Below are 18,191 nucleotides of genomic sequence, written 5' to 3'. Positions count from 1 at the left end.
CTTTAGCTTCGAGGAGAACTCAGATACTTTCCGTGAGATACAAAAACCGCCCGAAATCATCCGGACGGCAGGGAATTATAGAATGGAAGCCTATCTGTCATTCATTACTTTAGGTATTTCATCGGATTGATGGCCGTCCCGTTCTTGCGGATCTCAAAATGCAGGTGCGTCCCCGTCGAGCGCCCGGTGCTGCCCATAATGCCGATGGAACTTCCCTGTCCCAGCTTCTGTCCGGTTGAGACCGAGATACTGCTTAAATGCCCGTAGTACGTAACGTATCCGTTGTTATGGTCAACAATCACCACATTGCCATAACCGTTCTGCACACCGGCGAAGCTGACCGTCCCTGCATCCGCAGCCTTGATCGTGCGGTTGCCCGATACCAGATCGACTCCCTTGTGTGTGCGTCCCCATCGCTCGCCGTAGCTGCTGGAGATCATCGCTCCGCTAACCGGCCAGGCGAACATTCCTGTTCCTTCACCTACAACCTTGGTACCAGAATAGACCACTTCAGGCAGAGAAGCCTTTACTACGCTCTGACCCAGCCACTCCTCCTGAACCACCTGTCCGTTCTCTTTGGTCAGCCTGTACTTCATCGTTTTGAGCCCGGTTTGTCCGGGACGGACTACCTTCCGCTTGCCTGCCGGCAGCTGGTCACTCTTGCGGATAATCACCTCAGGCTCCGTGACCACCTCTTCGGTTACCTGTTCTACGGTCACTACCGTAAGGTCAGGCTGCGGCACCGTTAGCTGCAATTCATCCCCAATCTGCAGACTAAGCTCCTTCACCTCAGGATTATTGCGGAAAATCTCCGCCTGGGTAATGTTGAACCGGGAAGCAATAGCAGAGACTGTGTCGCCTTCCTGAACCGCATAGCGCAGCGGCGCCTCTCTGCCTTCGGTGAGTACCTTCACTGCTTCTTCTACGCTAAGCACCTTATTGGGATCTGCCTTCACCGGAACGATGTTGACTTCCTCCCGGATCTTGACTGACTCCACCTGATCATTGGCGGCTGAACCAGCCGCTCCCGCCTTGGCTGCCGTCTTCTTCAGCTTCGCACCCGGAGCTGCCGCATTCTGCGGAGCGTAATGCGCCTTAACGGCCTGAAGCACTGCCGCCGCCGTCTCCTGATCCTTCACAATTCCCAGCGGTTCTCCGTCCACAGCCAATTGTACGCCTACGGCATAAGCCTTGAGCATACCATCCAGCTTGTCCAGTGTAGCTTCGCTGTTAACCTCCGGCTTGTAAGCCCGCTCGGCCTCGGTAGTAATACCGCCGGTCTGCAGGACCATCACAGAGTCAGGATATTTGAGCTGATATTCCCGTCTCTTCTCCTCGAACAGCTTGTTCAACTCCGCCTGCTGGTTCAGCGCACCAATCTCCTCGCCGTTCACCAGCACCTTATAATAGGTTACTGTATTCGCTGTCACCTGCTTCTTCTGTGCCCCCACCAGGAAGGTGGTCAGCAGAACGAGACCGGCAGAAGCCAGTACCCATGAACGCCGGCGGCGGCGGGATTTCATATCCGGCTGAAAGACACGGGGTTCCCCCGAAGTCATTGCATCCTTACCTTGTTCACCTGCTGCACCAGATCCTGTGGATGCTTCTGCACGGTTCCGCAGGTTCCCCATCCGGCGTATAAACTTAAATCCTTTCATGAAACTCTCCCTTTCGGCTATAAAAACAAGAATGTATATGCTTCGCGCATCCGATTTGCATGAGTACGAATATGACTGTGTGACGCCTTCGAAAAAGGTTACAAAATATTAACCCTTATTAGTCCTTTTTTACTGTACCATAGCATGCAGAAAAATTTCAACTTTGCTCCCATAGCAAAACCCGCGAAATTCGCGGGTTTTTTCCCAAAATATGCGTTTTAAACGGTGGTCCCGTGTCCAAAAAGTGACAATTATTAATTCTGATTCGGCTCTCCACTATCTGGTGTAAGCATTTTCATCAGCGTCTTATATTCATCCTCATCAACGTACTTCGCAATGATACCCTGCAGTTCCGTAACTTCGCTCTCTGTCAAGCCGCCTTCCAGGGCAGCGGAGATCTTAATCATCTCCTCCTGCGGGAGCTTGTTCATGAGAATATTGAAGATATTGGATTTGGCATTAGCGGGCAGATTCTCCTTCAGGTCATTCATTGCCTCCGGCGTCATCACCAGATTCTGGTCCAGCCCTTGCTCACTTTGTTCTTCTCCTGCCTCCGCTTGCCCCATCACAGGCAGCGCGTTGTCCGGCACCGTCTCGTCCACCGTTTTCTCTTGATTATTCCCGGATTTCCCGCCGCTGCCATTCTTCTTCTCCCCGTCCGTCTTGCCCGCATCAGCCTCCTTGGTGGAGCTTTTAGTCTCGCTTGAGGCCGCTTTGGAATTTTCCTTGGGGGCCCCCCCGCTGCCGCCCATACCGGTCAGACTCTTCACGAAGCCGCCGATTCCCGGCCCTGGCCCGTCCAGCTTGATATCGAAGCTGGCCAGCACCGACTGGATATACGTATTCACCACATAGGCCGTTGTCAGCATGGACAGGCCGCTCGCCAACACCACAATCAGGCAGACGCTCAGCGCACGCTTCACTATTTTCACCATCATCTCTCCCTTGCACCCTGCTCTATTCAACCTCTGAAGAATCAGTTCGCTATTGATCCCATTCTCACAGTATTGACTAGAACAACGCCCGGGAAACGTCACCGAAGCATAGAAAAGCTGTTTCCCTGCTGAAAAATCATCTGGACACACAGAAACAGGAGCCTCACCGAGGCCCCTGCTCCTATACGTATCTATTTAGTTCTGCTTCGGTCTAGATATAGATTGGCAGCACTTGATTAGTCTGTTCACGGTTGCGGCCTACAGAGAAGATCGAGATCGGAATCCCGGTCAGCTCCGATACACGTTCCACGTATTTGCGTGTGTTGGCCGGCAGATCCTCCAGCGTCTTCGCCCCAGTGATGTCCTCACTCCAGCCTGGAAGCTCCTCGTAGACTGCTTCACATTCTGCCAGCATTTTTAGGCTAGCCGGGTAATGTGTGATAATGTCTCCACGGTACTTGTAGCCGGTGCAGATCTTCACAGTCTCAAGACCGCTCAGAACGTCCAGCGAGTTCAGCGACAGGCCGGTGATTCCGCTGACGCGGCGGGCGTGACGCACCACTACACTGTCGAACCAGCCTACGCGGCGGGCGCGTCCGGTTACTGTTCCGTACTCATGGCCGGTCTCGCGGATATAATCACCGGTCGCATCGTTCAGCTCTGTAGGGAACGGACCGTCGCCGACGCGGGTAGTATAAGACTTAGCCACACCAATAACCTGCTTGATCTTGGACGGGCCTACGCCAGAGCCAATGCAGACTCCGCCAGCTGAAGGATTCGATGAAGTTACGAACGGATAAGTTCCTTGGTCGATATCCAGCATAACGCCCTGTGCGCCTTCGAACAATACTCTGGATTCCGCATCAATCGCATCATTCAGCACCACCGAAGTGTCAGTTACATAGCCGCGCAGCACTTCTGCATACTCCAGATATTTGGTCAGAATCTCTTCCACATTCAGCGGCTCAGCACCGTATACCTGAGTGATCACCTGATTCTTCTCTTCCATCAGTGGACGAAGTCTCAGCTCGAATTCCTCAGCGTCCATCAGATCAGCAATCCGGATGCCGTTACGGGCAGCCTTATCCATGTAGCACGGGCCGATTCCCTTGCGTGTGGTACCGATTTTGTTCGGTCCTTTGCGGTCTTCCTCAAGTGCATCCAGCACCATATGATAAGGCATAATGACATGCGCACGATCACTGATTACCAGGTTCTTCGTATCAAAGCCATTGTCATGAATATAATTAATTTCTTGGATCAGCGCTTCCGGGTTGATAACCATTCCGTTGCCGATAACACAAGTCTTCTCTTTATAAAATACACCAGATGGAATCAAGCTCAGCTTGAACTTCTTTCCGTCAATCAGAATCGTGTGACCGGCATTGTTACCCCCTTGATACCGGGCGACCACATCTGCACTTTCCGCCAGAAAATCCGTGATCTTGCCTTTGCCTTCGTCTCCCCATTGTGTTCCCACGACGACTACCGTTGACATGTACATTCCTCCGTAGGTGCTAGCAAGCACCATTATTTTTCCGCTTATCATAGGGGCTCTGTACGCGCTTCATCTTGTACGCAGCCCTCCGGACACCAGGCGGGCAGGCCGCCAAAGCACAATAATCAGTGTAACAGCGGCACTTTTTAAAGTCAAATAAAAACGAACGATCACAGACTGGAATGTGCGATCGTTCGTGTATTGTGCGAAATTTGCCTAACCTGCAAATGGTTCTGCATGGGCCCGCTCGTAGTTGACGAACTTGTTGAAGTTCTTGAGGAATACAAGCTCTACCGTCCCTACCGGACCGTTACGCTGCTTGGCAATAATAATTTCGATAATATTCTTCTTCTCGGTATCCTGATTGTAATAATCATCACGGTACAGGAACGCTACGATATCCGCATCCTGCTCGATAGAGCCTGATTCACGAAGGTCACTCATCATCGGCCGTTTGTCCTGGCGCTGCTCCACACCGCGGCTGAGCTGGGACAGGGCAATGACGGGAACGTCAAGCTCACGGGCAATCTGCTTCAGGGTACGGGAGATTTCCGATACCTCCTGCTGGCGGTTCTCCCCGGCCTTGCCCCGGCCCTGGATCAGCTGCAAGTAGTCGATGACAATCATTCCGAGTCCCTTCTCCTTCTTCAGCCGGCGGCATTTCGCCCGGATATCGGTCACCGTAATGCCTGGGGTGTCGTCAATATAGATTTCGGACTCGGACAACGACTGGATACCCATCGTGAGCTTGGACCAGTCATCATCACTCTTGAAATCACCGGTACGCATAATATTGGCATCCAGATTCGCCTCAGCGCAGATCATACGTTGAACCAGCTGGGGGGCCGACATTTCCAGACTGAAGATGGCTACTGTCTCCTTCGCCCGCACCGCCACATTCTGCGCGATATTCAGGGCGAAGGCCGTCTTCCCGACGGATGGACGGGCCGCCACAATAATTAAGTCATTGCGCTGGAAGCCGTTTGTCATATGGTCCAGGTCAACGAACCCGGTGGGAATCCCCGAGGTTCCGCCTTTATTCTGATGGAGCAGCTCCACCCGGTCGAATACCTGCATCAGCACATCGCGGATGGCAATGAACCCGCTGCCGCTGCGGCGGTTCGAAATCTCCAGAATTCGCCGCTCGGCGTCACTCAGCATAATGCCCACATCTTCGCCGCCGGTATAGCCTTCGCTGACAATCTGCGTTGCTGTGCGGATCAGCCGCCGCAGCATCGCCTTTTCTTCAATAATCTGGGCGTAATAATCGACGTTGGCCGCAGTCGGCACCGCATGCGCCAGCTTTGCCAGATAGCTGACCCCGCCGATATCCTCAAGCTCCCCCTTATCCTGGAGCCGGGAAGTCAATGTAATCAGGTCAATCGGCTGGCTCTCTTCTCCGAGCTGCACCATCGCCTCAAATATCATCTGATGCGGTTTGTCGTAGAAGTCTTCGGTATTCACCCGCTCCATCGCGGTAATTAGCGCTTCATCTGATAGTAGAACAGCACCCAGTACGGCCTGTTCTGCCTCCAGATTCTGCGGGGGAACCCGATCGAAAAAGAGATCTCCACCCATCCTACTCCTCCGTTACCTGAACCGTGAGGTTAGCCTTTACTTCAGTATGCAGCTTTACCGTTACCTGGAACGTGCCTACATGGCGGATCGAATCGCTCAGCTCAATTTTGCGCTTGTCGATTACGATCCCCTGAGTAGCTGCCAGGGTCTCGCCGATCTGCTTGCTGGTGATAGCGCCGAAGAGACGGCCGCCTTCACCTGCTTTGGCCTTCAGGGTCAGGGTCAGCTCATCCAGCTTCTTGCCCAGCTGTACCGCTTCCTCCTTCTCCTGGTCCTTGCGGCGCTGTTCGGCGGCCGCCTGGTTCTCCAGTGTCTTCACATTGCCGTCTGTAGCCGGACGAACCAGCCCGCGCGGCAGCAGGAAATTGGCTGCATAGCCCTCCGACACCTCTTTAACCTGCCCCTTCTTGCCTTGACCCTTAACATCCTTCAAGAATATGACCTTCATTCAAATAACCCCTCTTTCGCTTCAATTTCGGCCAGCACTGCGAGCAGTCTGGCTTCCGCTTCTTTGGTTGTTCCTTCAAGCTGTACGGCCGCGTTGGACAGATGTCCGCCGCCGCCCAGCTTCTCCATGACTACCTGCACATTCATCCGTCCCAGAGAACGGGCGCTGATGCCGATCAGACCGTCAGGACGCTCACTGATGACGAAGGAGGCAACCACATTCGTCATCCCCAGCAGCGTATCCGCCGTCTGGGCGATCAGCAGCTGCGGGATCTTCATCCCGGGCTGTGTGACCACCAGCGCGATCTGGTCATACACCATACGCGCATGCTTGATGATCTCCGCCTTCGAGATGTACTCCTGCAGATCCTCCTTCAGCATACGCTGAATGAGAATCGTATCCGCCCCGACCCGGCGCAGGAACCCGGCAGCCTCGAAGGTCCGCGACCCTGTATGCAGCGCGAAATGCTTCGTATCGACCGTGATCCCGGCCAGCAGCATCGTGGCCTCCAGCGGACTGAGCTTAATCTTGTCATGAATGTACTGCAGCAGCTCTGTCACAAGCTCACAAGTCGATGACGCATACGGCTCCAGATACACGAGCACAGCGTCATTGATGAACTCCTCACCCCGGCGGTGATGGTCCACCACCACAATCCGGCTGGCGTATTGTACCAGCCGCGGCTCCATAGTCATGGAAGCCTTGTGGGTATCCACAACAATCAGCAGCGTATGCTCCGTCATCATCTGGAGAGCCTGCTCTGGCGTGATGAAGGTCTTGTAGAGCGCCTCATCCTTGCGGATCTCCTCCATCATCCGGGTAATCGAAGGATTCGGCGTCTCCATCACAATGCTGGCTTCCACATTGTACATCTGTGCCGCCTTAAGCAGACCAATCGCCGCTCCCACAGCATCAATATCCGGTATCCGGTGCCCCATAATCAGCACCCGGTCGCTTTCCTGCATCAGATCCCGCAGGGCGTGGGCGATCACCCGCGCCCGGACGCGGGTGCGTTTCTCGGCGGCATTGGTCTTGCCGCCGTAGAAGGAGAGCCGCTGGCCCGCCTTCACAGCGGCCTGGTCCCCGCCTCTGCCAAGTGCCATGTCCAGACTCGACTGGGCAAGCGCTCCCAGCTCACTGGCCGATTCCGAGCCGTAGGCAAGGCCTATGCTCAGCGTCATCGGCACCTTGAGGTCGGCCGTCATCTCACGGACCTCGTCCAGCACCACGAACCTGCTCTCCTCCAGGGCCTGAAGGCTGCGGTGATTCAGCAGCATCAGGTACCGCTCGGAAGACAAACGGCGCAGATAGACCTCGAATTGCTTGCTCCACTCGGTAATCTCACTGGCTACCTTCGCGATCAGCGAAGTACGCTGCTGATCATCCATCCCCTGGGCGGCTTCATCCAGATTATCCATCATGACAATTCCAATCGCCAGCTTCTCTTCCTCATACCGCTCACGCAGCACAACAAGCTCGGTAATATCGAATAAATACAGCAGCCGCTCGCTTGGAATCACCACCACCTCATAATAACGGTCATCGACCGTAAGCTCATGGCGGTGCTCCTTCAGTACCCCGTCCTTAACCGGTTCCCGCTTGGAAGGCAGGTTCTGCAGAGAAGCCATAACCTCAGGCATCAGCTCCTGCATATCTTCACCGACAAGCGACTTGCGGGAGAAGATCTGGCCGGCATTCCGGTTATGCCATTCCACTGCCCGGCCCTCACTGTACAGGATAATCCCGAGCGGAAGCATGCTTACAGCCTCCCCCTCCACCCGCTTGATGCGGAAGGACAGGCCGTTGATATAATCTACAAGGTTGCGGCGGAACGACAGCTCGGCCTGCAGCATGGTGAAACACAATGTGCCGGCCAGGAAGAGACTGGCAACACCGAGGACCCAGTTATAGATACTGACTACTATAATCAGGACCAGCAGCAGTAAGAACGCCCACACGGTATGATAGCCGTGCCAGCGTCTTTGCAGAAATTTTGGCATGAGCCCTCACCCTATCGTTTCGATTTCTTCACAAGCTCCCGCAGCGGAAACGCCAGGTCCACCACACCAATAATCCAGAATCCCGGCAGAGCAATAACAGGGATTGCCAGCAGAAGAGCGATGATCTTGCTCCACTTCCGTTCATGCACCAGGAAGAAGAGGAAGCCGACGGTCTGGATCTTGAACGCAATCTGCAGCAGCGGCAGCAGATTGGCCGAGACCATTAGCATGAAGCCGCTGTCGGCACCGCCGAACAGCAGGCTGATGACCACGCCAAGCAGATAATACCAGATGAACGATCTGGCCAGTCTCCATTCCCGCGCCGGCTTCAGCTTAGGCACCGCATATTCCATACTGTTCAGAATAGGGCGGACAATGGAATGGGTAATAACCGCAATCACGAACGCACTGAGGATCAGCGTCATCGGAATTGCCTGGATCGTCAGCCAGCTCATCTGGCCAATCTGATCAGAGGAAATGGATATCTCGGACAGCAGCGGATTGCTTGCACCCATACTTGCCAGCCAGTCCGCATAGGTCTTCAGAACATCATAGACATAGTCGTATAGGTTGAACTTAAGGAACGTCGTACTGATCAGCAGGATCAGCAGGAATTCAGCAAGTATAGCGACCATGCCGGCAATCAGAGTAGAAATCGCTGAAGCACGCTTCTTGTACCATCGTCCCATCACAAGGGCCGGGATCAGGAAATAGGCCGCAATCAGGATATACATCGGGGTAATCAGGCCCACAATCAGCAGCACCGGTAACAGATGCAGTATGAACTGCTTGGTGTTAAGGGTCGTAAAGAGCACTATGGCCGGAATAATCATAAAGAATGTTGTAATAAGTAGTAGCGGGGTTGACAGGGATAACAGCAGCAACAGATAAGCTACACTCCAAGCCACAGATGTCCAGCGAAATTTCAACAGTATTCACCTCTTACGCATATGTTCTTCTAATGCAGATATATCCTGGTACCATTCTTCGAGCTGATGGCCCTCTTGCCTGTGCTTTCGCAGCTTCTCCAGCAGTAAATCATCCAGCTCGCGATAAGGGATACCGAGTCTGCGCCCCAAGATGTACGAGCTCATAATCAGGCTGGCCAGACTGTCGCCGACACGCGTGGTACTGCCTTCCCACAGCGCCTTGAATAACCTTGAGACTTGATCAATTACTTCCGTCTTTAACCACTCAATTACCTTGGCACGTTTGGCCACATCCAGATCCTTCGGCACATTGGGCACTGTCTCTCTACCTCCGGCAAAAAGCATTATTCTCCATTATAGCATAAAAATTTCCGAGCCACACGGACGCCTGCCGCCCCTGAATACCGCCATCCGTCTTTCAAAAAAGGCCCGCATTCCGCTTCGCCGGAAATACAGGCCTTGGTTCCTTATAACGATTCGAGCGATTGCCGTGAGACAAATTTCTCGCAGTATTCTATAATCTGGCTCCGGCGTACAATGCCGATAAACCGCTTCATGTCGTCGACCACCGGTACAAAGTTTTGCACCTTGGCCAAATTAATCAGATCTTCCATATCCGCATCAATCGAGACCGCCAGATTGTTCATCCGCAGCGGGACATCCTTAAGCAGAAATTTGGAAGCATTCTCAAAAGTGACCGCGCCGCCCGACTCCTTCATATACCAGAGTAAATCCCCTTCTGTAACCGTTCCGGCATATTCCCCGTTGCGGTTCAGGATCGGCACTGCTGTATAGCGGTGAAACTCCATCCGTTCCAGCGTCTGCCGCAATGTCGAATCCATAGTAACACATGCGACTTCCTGCTTCGGAAGTAAAAAAAACGCAATATTCATCTCTTGATCCTCCTCAAAGAATTCCGAAGGAATGCTACTTTACCTTCCTTGCACTAAAGCCCACCGTAGTTATACGTCTGCCCTCAGCAATAAGTTCCATTCCATTATAGCATGAAGACAGTAAACAGCAGCCATTAACCTTGCAGGAATGGCTGCTGTTTTTAGACACGGACAACAATGGCCGTTTAATCCTTATTGTACTGCGGGTGTGGCCGAAGGCTCAAGCGCATTGCCGGCCTTTCCTGGTTCAATCAGCTGATCAACCGGTGTGCCGGGGTTCATCCAGTTGTCGATCAGGGCTTTGGCTTTATTCAGATCCTCTTCGTTCACTATATCGTAATAGATCCCGTCCATCCGTTTGCCTTCCCCCATCACCGTGAAGCTGGAGATATCCATATCCTTACCGCCCATGAACTTCTTGGCCAGACTGATGATCATTGAGGGCTGAATATCCGTTTTGAAATTGTCGCCCATGATATCCAGCAGTTCAGGGATGTTGCCGATCTGGCTGATCGATAACATTTTATTCGCTACGACATCAATAAAGACCTGTTGACGTTTGGTCCGGTTGAAGTCGCTATCCTCACGGTAGCGGGTATAGTTAAGCGCCTCTTCCCCGCTGTAGTTCGACTTGTTAGCCTTAATGGTGAATTTCTCATGGTCTTTGCCTTTGTTGACAATATCCTTCTTGATCGGGAGCGGCACACCGCCGATGGCATCAACAGCATCCTTCAGCCCCTGAAAGTTGATGGTGGCATAATATTGAATATCATGGCCGAGGAGCGCTTCCAGTGTGTCCTTGGACATTTGCTGCCCGCCGAACGCATAAGCATGTGTAATTTTGTCTTTCTTATTGTCCTTGTAACCGATAATTTCCGTGTAGGTATCCCGGGGAACGGAGATCAGCAGAATCTTATAATCCTCCGGCCGGATCACCGCATACATCATGGTATCTGAGCGTGCGGTTTCATTCTTCCGCTGATCTGTACCCAGCAGCATTAGAGAGAACGGATCACTTTTGAGTGCTACAGGTTCCGCCTTAACGTTTGTTGGATTTTTGGTGGTGTTATTCTCCAGAGGCACAAAGGATTCATCTGTCAGCTTCTTCTCTACCTGATCCGACAAAAAGAGATCAAAGGCCAGCACAGCAAGCGGCTTCTGGAACAGAAACGCTCCGGCGGCAATCACCAGTACGAGAATGAGCGCAATGTATCTTTTCTTTATTTTTTTAAGCTTATTCATCATTTTAATTCCTTCTTTATGGTGGAATGTACATATTATGAACGTAATCTATTTACAATGGCCGCCTGGGCTTCCAGGGCAGTCATGAGTGGGCTGTTCTAGCTGCTGTGCGCCGCCCTGCTTCTGATGGTATTATTCCCCCTTTCCGGGATTCGGGTCGTTCTAATTGTAGAATAAACCTGGGAAACGACTTTGACACATAAACAATATTTCTATTGTAATCACTTCACCACTAAAAAGAAACAACAAATAACGACAATATCGGCATGGAGGCCGCTTATATTCCATAAAGTATATGACGCAGCAAACGGCGTTTTGATTCTTTTTCAGGGAAAAAAAATAAAAAAAGACAGTCTGTTCAGCCACTTAACGCAGCAATACAGACCGTCCTCCACAGCCTATTCAGTATCCTTAATCCACCAGCTCTGCGGATCGATGATATTGCTTAAAGCGTTCATTGTTACCCCTTGCAGGCGTTTATTTACCGCAGTAATGTCCGATCGTTCAGCGAAAAAGATCATCGGAACCTCATCATTGATCAGCTTCTGCCATTCATAATAGATTTCCTTCCGGAAGTCCTTATCGTACGCCTTCAGGCTGACTCCTTCCCGGATCAGGTCCTCACTTCGCTTCGAGGTCCACCGGGGGTAATTCCACGAATCCGTAGCCCTCCATAAACCCGAAGGATCAGGGTCGCTCGCCAGTCCCCACACGCCGTTGAACAGCTCCACTGCCGGATCATCCGACTCCACCGCTTCATAAAAGGCGTTCAGCTCCTTCAGGCTTCCTCCGCTGAGCCGCACATCCAGCCCGACATCACGCCAATTCTGGAGAATGGCTGCCGTCCGCGCCTCAGCCGTTTTGCTGCCGCTCATGGCATCATAGTGAATAACGAGCTTCTTGCCGCCGGGATCTTCGCGGAGTCCATCCCCGTTCAGATCCAGATACCCGGCCTCATCCAGCAGCTGTCCGGCCTTTTCAGGAGAATAAGGGTAGGTGTCGATCTCCTCATCTGCGATCTTGGCCCAGCTGGAACTTGGAATAGGCGTCTCGATAAGCGTCCCCAGGCCATAGGAATATTTATCCAGAATCCCTTGCCGGTCAAGTGCATAATACATTGCCTTACGCAGGCTTTTATCCTGGAACTTGGGATTATCCATCACCACCTGACCATCTGTCTCATCCCAGTGTCCGAACTTGAACCCGATATATTCAAACGTCATTCCCGGTGTGACCCTAATCTCTACATTATCCAATTGTCCTGCAGCCTCATAGGCATCACGCGGCAATGCCGCCATATCGACAGTTCCTGCTTTAAGCAGAGCGGTAATATCTTTGCTGTCGATCACCCTATAAGTAATGCCATCCAGATGCGCGCCGCCCTTGTAATAATTATCAAACCGTTTCATTTCCACCTTCTGGCCCGGCACAATGCTGTTTACCATGAACGGGCCCGTGCCAATCGGCTGCTTGCGGACCTGATCGCTGTCCGCCATGTCCTTAACTGCCACTCCTTCGAAATACCGCTTGTTCATCGGGTAGGCCCACAGATTATCAATCACGTTCACCCGTGCTGAATTCATTGTAATGCGCAGCGTATACGGGTCCATCACCTTAAGCCCTGTAATTTCCTTCGCCTGGCCCTGGTGGTACGCTTCTGCTCCCTTGATCATTTCAACGCTATAGTATCTGGAACCCGTATACTCCGGGCTGGCGATAGTCTCCAGGGCAAATTTCCAATCCTCCACGGTCAGCTCGTCCCCGTTATGCCAGCGGACTCCGGGCTTAATCGTAAATGTGAACACCGTATGATCCTCGGACTCCTGCCAGCTGGCGATATTAGGAGCGGTGGACAAATCATCCTTTACGGTGAACATAGCCTCAGTGGTGAACTCCAGCACATTGGAATCATCTTCTCCTTCAAAGAATGCCGGTTCAAAGATACCTTGAAAAGCGGACGGGTAGCCGAAGGTTACAGTCCCGCCTGTAATGGGTTCATCGGCTGTTTGGCTAAGGCGCGCCACAACATTCTTGACGGCCGGGCTTGGCCCATTGCATGCCGATAATGCCACCAAGAGCGCAAGCGGTAGCATCAGTCTGCCGATGAGTCGGTTCGACATATATTTCTTCCCTCCCGGGTTGGTTCACACAGTAATGTAAGCGATTTCTACACTAGATTTTACTGTAATGCCTATTATGCAGATTATGGACAATTATTTATTCCACATTATAGAGGATATACAATATTCGCTGTGAAGTGAAGTGTTTAATTTATTTCGGTGCAGCCAGGAACCCGTCCGATATTGAAAAAAGCCTGCCCTGACGGGCAGACTTCAGCTACAGCAGCGCCTTAATTTTCCTCTCCCGGATGGATGATGCTCAGGCCCTCCACATGCTTTTTACGCATCAGCTTACGCTTCTTCCGGGTCTCCTTGCTCTCAAAAATAATATCAAAATCATAATCCTCGGGATACAGCTCCTCCTTGGACAGATAAGGCTTCAGCCGCTTATGGTTAATGCTCAGCTTCTGCTTCTGAATCATCACTCCGACCCTGCCCCGGCTGTCCTTCTTCTCATAGACAATTCCCGTTCGCCCCAAAGAGCTGACATAAACAGCATCCCCCACAGCAAATTCAGGAGCCGGAGCCTTCGCCTGCTGTGATGGACTGTCTCCCTGCTCTCCGTCAGCCGTTCTATCTGCTATGGCGGTTATCTCATCTTCGGCTGCTTTAGCCCTCTGTGCCGCTCTGACAGCGTCCTTCCACGGGCTGTCACCGCCTCTGTGCCCCTGCTGCTCCGTCACAAGCTCTTTGGCCCGCTCAATGACAGAATGGAGAATCCCCAGCTTCTCGGCGATCTGCAGTGCGTAGCTCTCGCCAGCTTCGCCAATCGTTAGCTTATAGAGCGGCTGCAGCGTGTTCTTATCGAACTCCATCCGTGCGTTCTCGAAGCCCGCCGTTGCCGCCGCGAAGGCCTTCAGCTCATTGAAGTGGGTCGTTACCACGATATTAGCCCCCTTCCGGTTCAGCTCCTCGAGAATCGCGATCGACAGCGCGAACCCTTCACCGGGGTCTGTGCCGGCAGCCAGCTCATCAATCAGCAGCAGCACGCCTCTGCCCGCATCATAGAGCATTCCTTCAATACTCTTCATCTGTGCCGAGAAGGTGCTCAGGGACTGTGTCAGGCTCTGTCCGTCTCCGATAACACTTATTACATTGGTGAAGACAGCGAAGTCACTGCCGGGATCAACCGGTACCAGCAGGCCGGACTGTGCCATTAATACGAGCAGACCCAGGGTTTTGAGTACAACCGTCTTACCGCCAGTATTCGGCCCGGTTACGATCAGCGATTTATATCCCTGGCCCAGCTCCAGACTGACCGGCACCATGTCCTTCAGCAGCGGGTGACGGCCTCCATTCATTCTCACATAACCACGTTCGTTCAGCGCGACTGGCCCCGCATCCATTACCCGGGCAACCTTCCCTTTAGCGAAAATAAAGTCATACATGCCCGTTACCTCAATATTCAGCCGGATAGCGGCCTGCTCCTGCTCTAACAGCCCTGTCAGCATACTCAGGATTATTCCTTCCTCACGTGCCTCGTCAGCAGTCAGCAGCTCAATTTCTCCCTGTAATGAGGCCACCTCATCCGGCTCCACGAATACCGTCTGCCCGCTGGTGGACTGGTCCAGCACCGAGCCCTTAATTTGCTTGTGATATTCCCGTTTCACCGGAATGACATACCGTCCGCCGCGCATACTGACCAGGCTGTCCTGCAAAATGGATTTGTGGCGGTTCATGATGCTCTCCAGCTTCCGGTGCAGACGCTCCTTGGCAACTGCCAGCCGTTTGCGTACCCGTTCCAGCCCTTTACTGGCCTGATCATCGATGACGCCCAGCCGGATACACCGTTCAATCTCATCCCGGACCCCGTTTAGCTCCTGAAGTGATGCCCCGTATGCGGCGATGCGCGGCGCTATCTGCTCCTTGGCGGCCATGTACTTCCTGAGCTGCCCGCAGCTGTTCAGAAACAGCGAGACTGCGGTGAAATCCTGTTCATTGTACATATAGCCGGTCCCGAGCAGTGACAGCACCCATTCAATCCCCTCCAGCGAGGGAATCGGCACACTGGCTCCGCGCTCCAGCAGCTCTTTCGCTTCTTGCGCCTCCTCAAGCGCCCGGTGGATCGCCGGCAGATAGATCATCGGCTGAAGCTCCTCGACAACCCTTCTTCCCTCATACGATACCGCATGACGCATCAATTCCTGCTTAATCGTCTCATATTCCAATGTGTGCAGACTCTGCAGATTCATTCTGAGCTCCTCCTTGTATACAAGTATATTTCTTATCCCCATCAACTGCGCATAACGCAAAAAGAGGGCAAAGAACCGCCACCACGGCAGTCTTCGCCCTCTTTTTGCTGCTATTTCTTCTCTTTGGCCTCAGAGTCCCACCCCTTTCGGGAGAAGCCCTGAAAACAGAAAAAACCGTGCTGCAAGAGCACGGTTAATCACAAAGAGAATAATAGCCGGATCAAGAGGCCATCATGACGCTTCGCGTGTGTTCTTAACTAAATCATTCATTCCAGCAGCCCGCGGTCTACTCAGTCAGAGGTGCCGACAGGACAGACTCTAACAAGACATGCCCCTGACAAAATCAGAGCATGCGGCGGCTAACAGCCGGAACGATATGAAATTGCTTAGTTAAGAACGCTCACCAACATCAAAATTTCCCCTTTAGTTATAGGATACCTGTAATTTACTACATCTGGGAACCACTTGTCAATTATGGGTTAATGCAAGCGGAAACGGCCTTGCCGTCCTTCAATAGGAGGGTACCGTTTCAGCGAGAAATAGAAGGATAATTTATCACGTGAAACAAAAAAATTAAAAAAAAGCAGCCGGCTAAGCCGGCTGCTTCATAAAACGTCCTATTCTGTTGTGTAAGGCAGCAGCGCGATTTGACGCGAGCGCTTTACAGCAATAGTCAGAGCGCGTTGGTATTTTGCACTTGTACCAGTTACACGACGCGGCAAGATCTTTCCGCGTTCGCTGATGAACTTCTTAAGAAGCTCAGTGTCTTTATAATCAATGTGAGTAATCTTGTTCACAGTGAAATAGCACACTTTTTTACGCTTGTTGCGTCCACCACGACGTGCCGGTCTTTTGTCGTTGTCCGCACCTTCTCTTGGTTTGAAAGCCATGTTCAGTTCAGTCCTTCCTTATTAAAATGGCAAATCATCGTCCGATATATCGATCGGTTTTCCATCGCCCGAAAAAGGATCTTGGGTATTGTTGTTACGCGAGAAATTATTGTTGCTTCCATTTCCGCGAGCACTGTTCCCGCCGTTACCGCCGCCACCGAAGGCTGGCTCTTCAGGCATACTTCCACCACTTGATGCATTTCCGCCTTCACGGCTCTGCGCGGATTCCAGGAAACGGACATTATCGGCAATAACTTCAGTAACGTATACACGTTTGCCTTCGTTATTCTCATAATTCCGTACTTGGATGCGTCCTTCCACGGCTGCCAGTCTTCCTTTGCGCAAGTAATTGGCACAGGTCTCAGCCAGCTGTCTCCAGGTTACTACCGGGATAAAGTCCGCTTCGCGTTCACCGTTCTGGCCCGTAAAGTTACGGTCTACGGCAAGCGTAAACTGTGTTACGGCAACACCAGCAGGAGTATAACGAAGTTCCGGGTCACGGGTCAACCGACCGATCAGAATGATACGGTTCAACAATTAGGTCCCCTCCTTAATAGCGCGATTCGTTACAAAGCTTGTCAATATCTTAGGCAACGTCGTTCGTAATGAGATAACGAATTACTTCGTCAGAAATCTTCATGATACGCTCAAGTTCAGTAACTACTGCAGGTTCTGCACTGAAGTTAACCAAAACAAAAACGCCATCACGATGTTTCTTGATCTCATACGCAAGACGGCGTTTACCTTGCACGTCGTGCTTTGTAATTTCTCCGCCGTTGGAGATGATGCCTTGGAATTTTTCGACTGCTGCTTGAACGGCTTCTTGTTCAATGTCAGGACGAATAATGTACATGACTTCATATTTGCGCATAATTTTCACCTCCTTATGGTCTGCGGCCCCTGATCAGGTCAGGAGCAAGGAACGAGCACAAACATAGACTCGCACCAAATCAATATACCAAATCCGGCAGAGGATTGCAAGTTTTATTAATACGTACCAGATGCTGGTCCCCAAGAAAAAACTGTAGCCGGATTCCGTAAGAATGCCCGAGTAATCCCCCGCCTTCAGGGCTACAATATAACAGCTTCATTATTCTATAACAGGAGGTTATCCACCAATGGGCGAACAGACTGAGTATGAAAAGGGCGACAAAGCCCCCAACCCGGGCATTTACACCGAGGTAGGCGAAGCGCGGAGCTTCCACACGGAGATTCAGAATCCGAAGCGGATTACCATGGAGAAAGGCGACACCTTCCCGGAGACCACCAACCAGAACCGCAAGTGGAAAAAGGTCGAGAAAGCCCGCGTCCATTAATTTCAGCAGCCAGGTATAAAACCCTGAAGGCTGCACATACTAGACCCAGGCAGTACAAAAGAGAGGTGTGGTTCCGTTGAACGTCGTAGACGAACACGATCACAGGGATTCTGAATTCAGCAGCTATCGTACCCGGGGAGAGTAGAGCTGGCTCTGTAAAAAGGAGTTACAGCTTTGGCAATACCCATTCACAGTAGTAGCTATAGACAGAGATTTCCGAACGTCATTGATGTACTGCCTCTGGAAGAGAGACCTGCGAAGGTCTCTCTTTTTGCATGTTCTCCACCTGAACTGCACGCTGAAGTATTTTTACACAAAAAAGCCCCCGTACCAGAACGGAGGTCTCATCATTTAAGCATATAATTGCTGAAGTGGCGGAGAGGGTGGGATTCGAACCCACGCACGCTGTGACACGCCTAACTGATTTCGAGTCAGCCCCCTTGGGCCTCTTGGGTACCTCTCCGCAGCAAGAATTATCATATCATGCCAATC

General features: G+C 52.0%; 16 protein-coding genes and 1 tRNA gene. 1 reads left to right on the top strand and 16 read right to left on the bottom strand.

Features of this window, described 5'->3' with window-relative positions:
• Window positions 1–104 precede the first annotated feature (104 nt).
• The 15 genes from NST04_RS03740 to rpsF form a co-directional block, all read right to left on the bottom strand.
• Window positions 105–1,658 carry a M23 family metallopeptidase gene (locus tag NST04_RS03740; RefSeq protein ID WP_341183193.1) on the bottom strand — a complete coding sequence of 518 codons (1,554 nt, stop codon included), beginning with the start codon at window positions 1,656–1,658 and terminating at the stop codon, window positions 105–107.
• A gap of 254 nt (window positions 1,659–1,912) precedes the next feature.
• Window positions 1,913–2,596, bottom strand: coding sequence for a hypothetical protein (locus tag NST04_RS03735; RefSeq protein WP_341183192.1), 684 nt, complete (start codon window positions 2,594–2,596; stop codon window positions 1,913–1,915).
• A gap of 208 nt (window positions 2,597–2,804) precedes the next feature.
• Complete coding sequence (locus tag NST04_RS03730) at window positions 2,805–4,091, bottom strand: adenylosuccinate synthase (protein ID WP_341183191.1); 1,287 nt, start codon at window positions 4,089–4,091, stop codon at window positions 2,805–2,807.
• Window positions 4,092–4,307: 216 nt separating this feature from the next.
• Entirely contained in the window at window positions 4,308–5,669 is a 1,362-nt protein-coding gene (dnaB, locus tag NST04_RS03725) for a replicative DNA helicase (protein ID WP_036699821.1), read from the bottom strand.
• Between the two features lies 1 nt (window position 5,670).
• Window positions 5,671–6,117 (bottom strand): 50S ribosomal protein L9, encoded by a 447-nt coding sequence (rplI, locus tag NST04_RS03720; RefSeq protein ID WP_341183190.1) that lies wholly within the window; start codon window positions 6,115–6,117, stop codon window positions 5,671–5,673.
• On the bottom strand, window positions 6,114–8,117 hold the full coding sequence (locus NST04_RS03715) for a DHH family phosphoesterase (protein WP_341183189.1): 2,004 nt from the start codon (window positions 8,115–8,117) through the stop codon (window positions 6,114–6,116). The genes rplI and NST04_RS03715 overlap by 4 nt, the downstream gene beginning before the upstream one ends.
• 11 nt (window positions 8,118–8,128) lie before the next feature.
• Entirely contained in the window at window positions 8,129–9,046 is a 918-nt protein-coding gene (locus NST04_RS03710) for a DUF2232 domain-containing protein (protein WP_341015530.1), read from the bottom strand.
• Between the two features lie 6 nt (window positions 9,047–9,052).
• Window positions 9,053–9,355 carry a MazG-like family protein gene (locus NST04_RS03705; protein ID WP_179090524.1) on the bottom strand — a complete coding sequence of 101 codons (303 nt, stop codon included), beginning with the start codon at window positions 9,353–9,355 and terminating at the stop codon, window positions 9,053–9,055.
• Between the two features lie 158 nt (window positions 9,356–9,513).
• Complete coding sequence (locus NST04_RS03700) at window positions 9,514–9,939, bottom strand: CBS domain-containing protein (protein WP_036728036.1); 426 nt, start codon at window positions 9,937–9,939, stop codon at window positions 9,514–9,516.
• A gap of 192 nt (window positions 9,940–10,131) precedes the next feature.
• A complete protein-coding gene (locus NST04_RS03695; RefSeq protein WP_341183188.1) occupies window positions 10,132–11,184 on the bottom strand; it encodes an LCP family protein in 1,053 nt (350 codons plus the stop codon).
• 395 nt (window positions 11,185–11,579) lie between these two features.
• The gene (gene opp4A / locus NST04_RS03690; RefSeq protein ID WP_341183187.1) at window positions 11,580–13,301 is read right to left on the bottom strand and encodes an oligopeptide ABC transporter substrate-binding protein; all 1,722 of its coding nucleotides are present in this window, start codon (window positions 13,299–13,301) and stop codon (window positions 11,580–11,582) included.
• A 230-nt stretch (window positions 13,302–13,531) separates the two neighbouring features.
• The gene (locus tag NST04_RS03685) at window positions 13,532–15,493 is read right to left on the bottom strand and encodes an endonuclease MutS2 (RefSeq protein ID WP_341183186.1); all 1,962 of its coding nucleotides are present in this window, start codon (window positions 15,491–15,493) and stop codon (window positions 13,532–13,534) included.
• 617 nt (window positions 15,494–16,110) lie between these two features.
• Window positions 16,111–16,383: a 30S ribosomal protein S18 gene (rpsR, locus tag NST04_RS03680; RefSeq protein WP_036699837.1), complete on the bottom strand. Its 273-nt coding sequence runs from the start codon at window positions 16,381–16,383 to the stop codon at window positions 16,111–16,113.
• A 21-nt stretch (window positions 16,384–16,404) separates the two neighbouring features.
• A complete protein-coding gene (gene ssb, locus NST04_RS03675) occupies window positions 16,405–16,920 on the bottom strand; it encodes a single-stranded DNA-binding protein (protein ID WP_036699840.1) in 516 nt (171 codons plus the stop codon).
• 49 nt (window positions 16,921–16,969) lie between these two features.
• Entirely contained in the window at window positions 16,970–17,254 is a 285-nt protein-coding gene (gene rpsF / locus NST04_RS03670) for a 30S ribosomal protein S6 (protein ID WP_036699842.1), read from the bottom strand.
• Between the two features lie 247 nt (window positions 17,255–17,501).
• Here rpsF and NST04_RS03665 point away from each other — a divergent pair, with 247 nt between their 5' ends.
• Window positions 17,502–17,699 (top strand): YjzC family protein, encoded by a 198-nt coding sequence (locus tag NST04_RS03665; protein WP_341183185.1) that lies wholly within the window; start codon window positions 17,502–17,504, stop codon window positions 17,697–17,699.
• 372 nt (window positions 17,700–18,071) lie between these two features.
• On the opposite strand, the gene NST04_RS03660 is transcribed toward NST04_RS03665, so the two are convergent.
• Window positions 18,072–18,162 (bottom strand) — tRNA-Ser (locus NST04_RS03660).
• Window positions 18,163–18,191 lie beyond the last annotated feature (29 nt).

This window comes from Paenibacillus sp. FSL H7-0756 (assembly GCF_038006765.1).
In the GTDB taxonomy this organism is placed as follows: domain Bacteria; phylum Bacillota; class Bacilli; order Paenibacillales; family Paenibacillaceae; genus Paenibacillus_AQ.
The sequence above is the reverse complement of the archived record's forward strand: the minus strand, read 5'-3'. Positions and strand labels throughout refer to the sequence as shown.

Excerpts from the sequence above, each read along its gene's own strand:
- NST04_RS03740 (WP_341183193.1), bottom strand. The coding sequence starts at position 1,658 with ATGAAAGGATTTAAGTTTATACGCCGGATGGGGAACCTGCGGAACCGT.
- NST04_RS03735 (WP_341183192.1), bottom strand. The coding sequence starts at position 2,596 with ATGATGGTGAAAATAGTGAAGCGTGCGCTGAGCGTCTGCCTGATTGTG.
- NST04_RS03730 (WP_341183191.1), bottom strand. The coding sequence starts at position 4,091 with ATGTCAACGGTAGTCGTCGTGGGAACACAATGGGGAGACGAAGGCAAA.
- dnaB (WP_036699821.1), bottom strand. The coding sequence starts at position 5,669 with ATGGGTGGAGATCTCTTTTTCGATCGGGTTCCCCCGCAGAATCTGGAG.
- rplI (WP_341183190.1), bottom strand. The coding sequence starts at position 6,117 with ATGAAGGTCATATTCTTGAAGGATGTTAAGGGTCAAGGCAAGAAGGGG.
- NST04_RS03715 (WP_341183189.1), bottom strand. The coding sequence starts at position 8,117 with ATGCCAAAATTTCTGCAAAGACGCTGGCACGGCTATCATACCGTGTGG.
- NST04_RS03700 (WP_036728036.1), bottom strand. The coding sequence starts at position 9,939 with ATGAATATTGCGTTTTTTTTACTTCCGAAGCAGGAAGTCGCATGTGTT.
- NST04_RS03695 (WP_341183188.1), bottom strand. The coding sequence starts at position 11,184 with ATGATGAATAAGCTTAAAAAAATAAAGAAAAGATACATTGCGCTCATT.
- opp4A (WP_341183187.1), bottom strand. The coding sequence starts at position 13,301 with ATGTCGAACCGACTCATCGGCAGACTGATGCTACCGCTTGCGCTCTTG.
- NST04_RS03685 (WP_341183186.1), bottom strand. The coding sequence starts at position 15,493 with ATGAATCTGCAGAGTCTGCACACATTGGAATATGAGACGATTAAGCAG.
- rpsR (WP_036699837.1), bottom strand. The coding sequence starts at position 16,383 with ATGGCTTTCAAACCAAGAGAAGGTGCGGACAACGACAAAAGACCGGCA.
- rpsF (WP_036699842.1), bottom strand. The coding sequence starts at position 17,254 with ATGCGCAAATATGAAGTCATGTACATTATTCGTCCTGACATTGAACAA.
- NST04_RS03665 (WP_341183185.1), top strand. The coding sequence starts at position 17,502 with ATGGGCGAACAGACTGAGTATGAAAAGGGCGACAAAGCCCCCAACCCG.